The 8,356-nt window shown below is 69.1% G+C and carries 7 protein-coding genes; 6 read left to right on the top strand and 1 reads right to left on the bottom strand.

Going from position 1 to position 8,356, the window contains the following annotated elements:
- The 6 genes from murJ to BN976_RS06360 form a co-directional block, all read left to right on the top strand.
- On the top strand, positions 1-3,558 hold a 3,558-nt coding region (gene murJ, locus BN976_RS06385), incomplete at its 5' end, for a murein biosynthesis integral membrane protein MurJ (protein WP_084182216.1).
- A gap of 58 nt (positions 3,559-3,616) precedes the next feature.
- The gene (gene sigM / locus BN976_RS06380) at positions 3,617-4,192 is read left to right on the top strand and encodes an RNA polymerase sigma factor SigM (RefSeq protein WP_011783161.1); all 576 of its coding nucleotides are present in this window, start codon (positions 3,617-3,619) and stop codon (positions 4,190-4,192) included.
- A 54-nt stretch (positions 4,193-4,246) separates the two neighbouring features.
- Complete coding sequence (locus BN976_RS06375) at positions 4,247-4,879, top strand: RsmA family anti-sigma factor (RefSeq protein ID WP_011783162.1); 633 nt, start codon at positions 4,247-4,249, stop codon at positions 4,877-4,879.
- Positions 4,880-5,003: 124 nt separating this feature from the next.
- Positions 5,004-5,999, top strand: coding sequence for a thioredoxin-disulfide reductase (trxB, locus tag BN976_RS06370; RefSeq protein ID WP_011783163.1), 996 nt, complete (start codon positions 5,004-5,006; stop codon positions 5,997-5,999).
- The gene (gene trxA, locus BN976_RS06365) at positions 5,996-6,328 is read left to right on the top strand and encodes a thioredoxin (RefSeq protein ID WP_011783164.1); all 333 of its coding nucleotides are present in this window, start codon (positions 5,996-5,998) and stop codon (positions 6,326-6,328) included. The genes trxB and trxA overlap by 4 nt, the downstream gene beginning before the upstream one ends.
- A gap of 83 nt (positions 6,329-6,411) precedes the next feature.
- A complete protein-coding gene (locus BN976_RS06360; protein ID WP_036368776.1) occupies positions 6,412-7,599 on the top strand; it encodes an N-acetylmuramoyl-L-alanine amidase in 1,188 nt (395 codons plus the stop codon).
- 9 nt (positions 7,600-7,608) lie between these two features.
- Here the strand turns inward: BN976_RS06360 and BN976_RS06355 are convergent, their stop codons facing one another.
- On the bottom strand, positions 7,609-8,349 hold the full coding sequence (locus tag BN976_RS06355; protein WP_011783166.1) for a hypothetical protein: 741 nt from the start codon (positions 8,347-8,349) through the stop codon (positions 7,609-7,611).
- Between the last annotated feature and the right edge of the window lie 7 nt (positions 8,350-8,356).

Genomic DNA, 8,356 nt, shown 5'->3' with positions numbered 1-8,356 from the left:
GTGGTGTCGCGCTCGTGGGGCATGGCGCTCGCCACCCTGGTCAGCCGGCTGACCGGCTTCGCCCGCATCGTGCTGCTCGCCGCGATCCTGGGCGCGGCCCTGTCCAGTGCGTTCACCGTGGCGAACCAACTGCCCAACATGATCGCGGCGCTGGTGCTGGAGGCGACGTTCACCGCGATCTTCGTGCCGGTGCTCGCCAGGGCCGAACGCGACGACCCCGACGGCGGTGCCGCGTTCATCCGGAGGCTGCTGACGCTGGCCACCACGCTGTTGCTGGTCGTCACGATCATCTCGACGGTGGCCGCGCCGCTGCTGGTCGACCTGATGCTGGGGCCCGACCCGCTGGTCGACCGTCCTCTCACCACCGCGTTCGCCTACCTGCTGCTGCCGCAGATCATCTTCTATGGCCTGTCGTCGGTGTTCATGGCAATCCTGAACACCCGCAACGTGTTCGGGCCGCCCGCCTGGGCCCCCGTCGTCAACAACGTCGTCGCGATCCTCACGCTGGGGCTGTATGTGCTTGTGCCCGGAGAACTTTCGCTGAACCCGGTGCAGATGGGAGACGCCAAGCTCCTGGTACTGGGCGTCGGCACCACGCTCGGCGTGGTGGCCCAGGCCGGGGTGCTGTTCATCGCGATCCGCCGCCAGCGGGTGAGCCTGCGACCCCTGTGGGGCATCGACGCCCGCCTCAAGAAGTTCGGGATGATGGCCGTGGCGATGGTGCTCTACGTGCTCATCAGCCAGGTCGGCTTCATCGTCGGCAATCAGGTCGCCAGCACCGCGGCCGCATCCGGCCCGGCGATCTACAACTACACCTGGCTCATCCTGCAGCTGCCGTTCGGCATCGTCGGCGTCACTGTCCTCACCGTCGTGATGCCGAGGTTGTCCCGCAACGCCGCCGCCGACGACGCGCCCGCCGTGCTGGCCGACCTGTCGCTGGCCACCCGGCTGACCATGATCACACTCATCCCGATCGTGGCGATGATGACGGTCGGCGGCCCCGCGATCGGCAGCGCGCTGTTCTCCTACGGAAATTTCGGCGCGGTCGACGCCGGCTACCTCGGGATGGCGATCACGCTGTCCGCATTCACCCTGATCCCCTACACGCTGGTGCTGCTGCAGCTGCGGGTGTTCTATGCCCGCGAAGAGCCCTGGACGCCGATCCTGCTGATCATCGTCATCACGATCGTCAAGATCGCCGCGTCACTGGCCGCCCCGCACCTGACCTCCGACCCTCAACTGGTGGCCGGATATCTGGGCCTGGCCAACGGGCTGGGCTTCCTGGCCGGAGCGACCGTCGGCTATCTCTTGCTGAGGGCCCGGCTCGATCCACCCGGCGGGCGCCTGCTCGACAACGCCGTCATCCGCACCATCCTGGTGACCATCACCGCCTCGCTGGCCGCGGGCCTGACCGCGCATGTGGTCGACCAGCTCGCCGGGCTGGAGAACCTCACGACGCACTGGGGGGCCGCGGGCTCACTGCTGCGGCTGCTGGCCCTCGGCCTGGTGATGGTCCCGATCATCGCCGCCGTGATGCTGACCGCCAAGGTTCCCGAGGCCCAGGCCGCGCTGGCCGCCGTGCGTCGACGCCTCGGAACGCGCGGGCCCGCAGCCGAGCCGTCCGTCCGGCCCCGGCCGTCCGACACGCTCACGTACCCTGATCACAAGAATCGGTCCTCGTTACGCCGACGTCAGCTTCCCAGGTCGGCGGCGCGGGGACCATCGGCAGAAGCAGCCGACGACGGGAGGCGGAAAGGATTCGCGGTGAGCGACAAACCCACCAGCGGTTCCCCGGGGGGCCCCGATTCGGCGGCCACGACGCGGATCACCCGGCCCTCGCCTGACGACTTCCAGCCCGACGTGCCCGAAGACGCCGGCACCCACGTGCTGCCCCAGGCGCCGGCTCGGCCGACCGGACCCGAATCGGCGGCTCGGCCGACCGGACCCGAATCGGCGGCTCGGCCGGCCGGACCCGAATCGGCGGCTCGGCCACCGGTCTCCGACTATGCCGGCGACCCCACCCGCGAAGCCCTCCCCTTCGACCCGCCCCGCGAACCCGCGACCGAGGCGGCCACGACCGCCGAGGACATGCACCTGATCCCCGGCGCGACGATCGTCGACGGACGCTACCGGCTGCTCGTCTCCCACGGCGGCCCTGCCCACCTCCAGTTCTGGCAGGCCCTCGACACCGCGCTCGACCGCCAGGTGGCGCTCACGTTCGTCGATCCCGACGCGACGATGCCCGACCGGGCGGTGCAGGAGATCCTCGACCGCACCCAGCGGCTGAGCCGCATCGACATGCCCGGTGTGGCCCGCGTCCTCGACGTGGTCAGCACCGGCGTCGGCGGCCTGGTCGTCTCCGAGTGGATCCGGGGCGGATCGCTGGCCGAGGTGGCCGACACCTGCCCGTCACCGATCGGCGGCGCCCGCGCCATCCAGTCGCTGGCCGCGGCCGCCGAGGTCGCGCACCGCAACGGTGTGGCACTGTCCATCGACCATCCCAGCCGGATCCGGGTCAGCATCGACGGCGACGTCGCGCTCGCCTTCCCGGCGACACTGCCCGACGCCTCGCCCGACGACGACATCCGCGGGATCGGTGCCTCGCTGTACGCGCTGCTCGTCAACCGGTGGCCGCTTCCCGAGACCGGAGAACCCAGCGGCCTCGCACCCGCCGACCTCGACGCGGCGGGACAGCCTGTCGAGCCGCGATCCGTCGACCGCGACATCCCGTTCCAGATCTCGGCCGCCGCCGCGCACGCCGTGCAGGAGGGTGGCGGTATCCGCAGCGCCCCGACCCTGCTGAACCTCCTCCAGCAGGCCACCGCCATCGCCGACCGCACCGACCACATCGCTCCCGTCGACGATCCGGCGCCCCCGCCGAGCGGCGCCGGTTTTGCAGCCGAGCTCGATCCGGAGGCCGCGGCCCGGCGGCGCAAGGGTCTCATCGTGGGCCTGTCGGTCGCAGGCGCGATCGCGGTGATCGCTGTGGTGCTGCTGGCGACCGTGCTCAGCCGTATCTTCGGTGACGTCGGCGACGGACTCGGCGGCGACGAGCTCGGACTCAACTCCCCGTCGTCGTCGACGACGGCCCAGCCGGGGCAGAGCGGTTCGGCCCTCAAACCGGTCAGCGTGACCGTGTTTTCGCCCGAGGGTGAGGCCGACGCCCCGGAACTTGCCGGGTTGGCGATCGACGGCAATCCCGCCACGGTGTGGCCGATCGACACCTACACCGACGCCGCCCCGTTCCCGAACTTCAAGAACGGTGTCGGGCTGATGCTGCAGCTGCCGGAACCGGCCAAGATCGGCTCCGTCACCGTCAACCTCAACAGCACCGGGACGTCCGTCCAGATCCGGTCCTCGGAGACGGCCACCCCGTCCTCGCTGGAGGACACCACCGCGCTGACCGACCCGACCCCGGTCAAGCCCGGCTCCAACACCATCGAGGTCGAGGACGCCGAGCCGACCTCGTACGTGCTGGTGTGGATCTCCACCCTCGGTCAGGTCGACGGCGAGAGCCGCTCGGACATCGCGGAAGTCACGCTCAACGCGGCGTCCTGACCGCAGCGCGGCAAAACTGGTGTCCCGGCCCTCCCCCGGCGCGGATTAGTGTTCGGCTGTGGGGATATTCGGGGGGACGCACGGACGACCCGAGCAGCAACCGCGCACCGACGCCGAGCTGCTGGCCGCCCACGTCGCAGGGGATCGCTACGCGTTCGAGGAACTCTTCCACCGGCACCACCGCCAGCTGTACCGGCTCGCACAACTGACCAGCAGGGACCCCGACGACGCCGCCGACGCCCTGCAGGACGCGCTGCTCGCCGCGCACCGCACCGCACGCACATTCCGTCATGATTCCGCGGTCAGCAGCTGGCTCTACCGCATCGTCGTCAACGCGTGTTTGGATCGCCTGCGCCGCAACAGATCCCGGGCCTGCGAGGAACTCGACGACCAGGCGGGGCCTGTCGTCGACCCGACCGGGCGCGTCGACACCGCCATCGTCGTCGAACGGGCCCTGATGCGCCTTCCACTCGAGCAGCGCGCCGCAGTGGTCGCCGTCGACATGCAGGGGTACAGCATCGCCGAGACCGCCCGCATGCTCGGCGTCGCCGAAGGCACCGTCAAATCGCGCTGCTCGCGCGCCCGCACCAAGCTCGCCGCCTCGCTGGACTGTTTCACTGCCACCGCGGAGTGACCCGCGTCCGATAGCCTCGAGCGATCTGTTGCGGCACGACCGGCGGGGGCGACGATGGACAGCGGCGCGGGCCAGGGCCCCGACACCGATCCGCCGGACGCCCTGATCGACGACGTCCGCCGGGAACTGGCGCGGCTGGGAACCGACGCGCGCAACGCGCCTGAGGTGCCCGCCGAGGTCACCGCGCGGGTGAGCGCGGCGCTGCGGGCCGCCCCACCCCCCGGCTCGCATGCGGTCATCCGACCGAAGCTGACCCGACTGCACCGGGCCGGCCTGCTGATCGGCGCCTGCGCCGTGGCGGCCGCCGCCGTGGTCGGGGCGATCACGTTGACCCGCGACCCGGCACCCGTCTTCCCGGCCGGACCGACCGCCTCGCAGATCACGGTCACCGATCCCGCTCAGCCGTTCCCGCTGTCCGGCCCAGAGCTGCTCACCGCCCTTGACGCAGCACCGGACCTCGGGCCGCTCACCGACGCCCCGCGCCGGGCATCCTGCCTGGCCGGGCTCGGTTACGCACCGACCCTGGAGGTCCTCGGCGGCAGGCAGATCGACGTGGCCGGTCGGCCCGGCGTGCTGTTGCTGCTGCCCGGTGCGTCGGCCGGGCAGATCGTTGCGGTCGCCGTGTCGCCGACCTGCAGCACGGCGCACACCGGGCTGCTCGCCGAAACCCTCGTCAACCGCCGGTGAACCCGGCAGGAGCCGCGCCGAATACCGCTGCGGGAACACCCCGGCCTACCCTGGTGTTCATAGAACGCGGTTGTTTACCCAACTGCGGTTCTGGAGAACTCTCGCCTCCGGTAGAAAGGCCCGCATGACCTCCTCAGAAACCATCCACGACGTCATCGTCATCGGATCCGGCCCGGCCGGCTACACCGCGGCCATCTACGCCGCCCGCGCCCAGCTCAACCCGCTGGTGTTCGAGGGCAGCCAGTTCGGCGGTGCCCTGATGACCACGACAGAGGTCGAGAACTACCCCGGCTTCCGCAATGGCATCACCGGACCGGAGTTGATGGACGAGATGCGCGAGCAGGCGCTTCGGTTCGGCGCCGACCTGCGGATGGAGGACGTCGACGCCGTCGACCTGACCGGGCCGGTGAAGTCCGTCACCGTCGGTGACGAGACCTTCCGGGCCCGCGCCGTGATCCTGGCGATGGGTGCCGCGGCACGCCACCTCGGCGTACCCGGTGAGGACACCCTGTTGGGCATGGGGGTCAGCACCTGTGCGACGTGTGACGGGTTCTTCTTTCGCGACCAGGACATCGCCGTCGTCGGCGGTGGCGATTCCGCGATGGAAGAGGCCACCTTCCTGACCCGGTTCGCGCGCAGCGTCACCTTGATCCACCGGCGCGACGAGTTCCGCGCTTCCAAGATCATGCTGGAGCGGGCACAGGCCAACGAGAAGATCACCTTCCTCACCAATACCCAGGTGACCGCCATCGAAGGTGACCCCAAGGTGACCGGTATTCGACTGCGCAACACCGCCACTGGCGAGGAGTCCACTCTCCCGGTGACCGGCGTGTTCGTCGCGGTCGGCCACGACCCGCGCTCCGAACTGGTCCGCGACCAGGTCGAGGTCGACGATGCCGGCTACGTGAAGGTGCAGGGTCGCACCACCTACACCTCGGTCGAAGGTGTCTTCGCCGCCGGCGATCTCGTCGATCACACCTACCGCCAGGCGATCACCGCGGCCGGAAGTGGTTGTGCCGCATCGATCGACGCCGAACGGTGGTTGGCCGAGCACACCGAGCCCGGCGAAAGATCCTCTACCACAACGGATGACAGCGACCTGATTGGGGCACAGCAATGAGCGATTCCAAGAACACGGTGACCGTCACCGACGATTCGTTCTCCGACGACGTGCTGTCCAGCGGCACCCCGGTGCTGGTGGACTTCTGGGCCACCTGGTGCGGGCCGTGCAAGATGGTCGCCCCGGTGCTGGAGGAGATCGCCTCCGAGAAGGCCGGTTCCCTCACCGTCGCCAAGATCGACGTCGACGAGAATCCCGCCACGGCGCGGGACTTCCAGGTGGTGTCGATCCCGACGATGATCCTGTTCAAGGACGGCAAGCCGGTGAAGCGAATCGTCGGCGCAAAAGGCAAGGCTGCCCTGCTGCGGGAACTCTCCGAGGTCGTCTGAACCTCTTGAGGTGCCGCGAATCGCGGCACTCTGACTTCCCTGGGGTTTTCTCGATTCCCCCGTCGGTCTGAGACAATCTGGCTATGTCGAGTCTGCGTCGCGGTGACCGCGGGGGGGCGGTCACCGAGATCCGGGCCGCTCTGTCCGCGCTCGGCATGATCGACAGTCCGGATGAGGACCTGACCACCGGAAAGCACGTCGCGGCGGACATGTTCGACGACGACCTGGACCACGCCGTGCGTGCGTTTCAGCAGCACCGGGGCCTACTTGTGGACGGTATCGTCGGCGAAGCCACCTACCGGGCCCTCAAGGAAGCGTCCTACCGGCTCGGTGCCCGCACGCTCAATCACCAGTTCGGCGCGCCGATGTACGGCGATGATGTCGCCACGTTGCAGTCGAGGCTGCAGGACCTCGGGTTCTACACCGGCCTGGTCGACGGGCATTTCGGCTTGCAGACCCACAACGCCCTGTCCTCGTACCAGCGCGAGTACGGGCTCTACCCGGACGGCATCTGTGGCCCGGAAACGTTGCGCTCGTTGTACTTTCTCGGTTCGCGGGTGACCGGCGGCTCGCCGCACGCCATTCGCGAGGAAGAGCTCGTGCGCCGCTCCGGGCCCCGGCTGTCCGGTAAGCGCATCATCATCGATCCGGGGCGTGGCGGCAGCGACCACGGTCTGATCATGAACGGGCCCGCGGGTCCGATCAGTGAAGCAGACATCCTGTGGGACTTGGCAAGTCGGCTTGAGGGCCGGATGACTGCGATCGGTATCGAGACGTTCCTGTCCCGCTCGGCGCATACCTCCGCCTCCGATGCCGAACGCGCGGCGACTGCCAACACCGTCGGTGCCGACATGATGATCAGCCTGCGCTGCGCGGCTCATCCCAGCCCGGCAGCCAACGGCGTCGCGTCGTTCCACTTCGGTAACTCGCACGGTTCGGTGTCCACCATCGGGCGTAACCTGGCTGACTTCATTCAGCGGGAAGTCGTGGCGCGCACCGGATTACGCGACTGCCGGGTGCATGGCCGGACGTGGGATCTGCTGCGGTTGACCCGGATGCCCACCGTCCAGGTCGATGTCGGCTACATCACCAACCCCGGTGACCGGGCGACGCTGGTGTCGGCGACGGCACGTGATGCGCTCGCCGAGGGGATCCTGGCCGCAGTCAAGCGGCTCTACCTGCTCGGTAAGAACGACCGGCCCACCGGCACCTTCACTTTCGCCGAACTGCTCGCCCACGAACTCGCCGTCGAACAGGCCCGCCGCGTCTAACGGCATCGGCTAGAGGCAGTTGCTCGTCCCGGCACCCACCGGCTGTTCCAACTGCGCGCTCTGCAGAAGCAGTTCCAGCGCCGCCTCCACACCGGCCTTCCAGCCCAATCCCTGTTCGAGCTCGAGCCGCAGCCGGGGGAAGTACGCGTGATGCGAGACCACCACGAATCCCGCGTCCATCAGTAGGTCGGCGTCGAGAACGCACTGCTCCACCGAACAGTCCCCGAGAGTTTCCATCACCGGCCGGACGTCGGCCGGCACGGATGCCCGATCGGTGAGATCATCGACCGCACTGGTGCGCCCGAAGGCTTCGAGCGCGCGGACGCCGCGACGGACGAGATCTCCGACGACCGCGGTGATCAGTGACTGCGACAGTTCGGCGCTCCCCTGCCCCGGCTCGATCCCCAGGGTGGTCAACAGCACCGCGTCGGCACTGACCGGTCCGGTCGGAAAGCGGCCCGCCCGCGGCACCGACCGCGGCGGCGCATAGAACGCGTATCCCAGACATGGTTCATCACCGGGATCCTCACCGACCGCCGCCGTGCCGCGGTGCTCGACCACGAGCTGGCCGCACGATCCCCATTCGAGCATGACCATCGACAGCCACGCTTCCTTCTCGAACTCAGGATCGGACAGATGGTCACCACGATCCACGATCCCCGGATCGACCTCCCAGTACACGCACCGTCGGGCGTGCTTGGGCAGCTGCTCGAACGCCTCGAGCCGAAGGGGCGTGATACGTGCGGCCACTAGACTC

It is taken from the genome of Mycolicibacterium austroafricanum, assembly GCF_000612725.1.
Lineage (GTDB): Bacteria > Actinomycetota > Actinomycetes > Mycobacteriales > Mycobacteriaceae > Mycobacterium > Mycobacterium austroafricanum.
The sequence above is the reverse complement of the archived record's forward strand: the minus strand, read 5'-3'. Positions and strand labels throughout refer to the sequence as shown.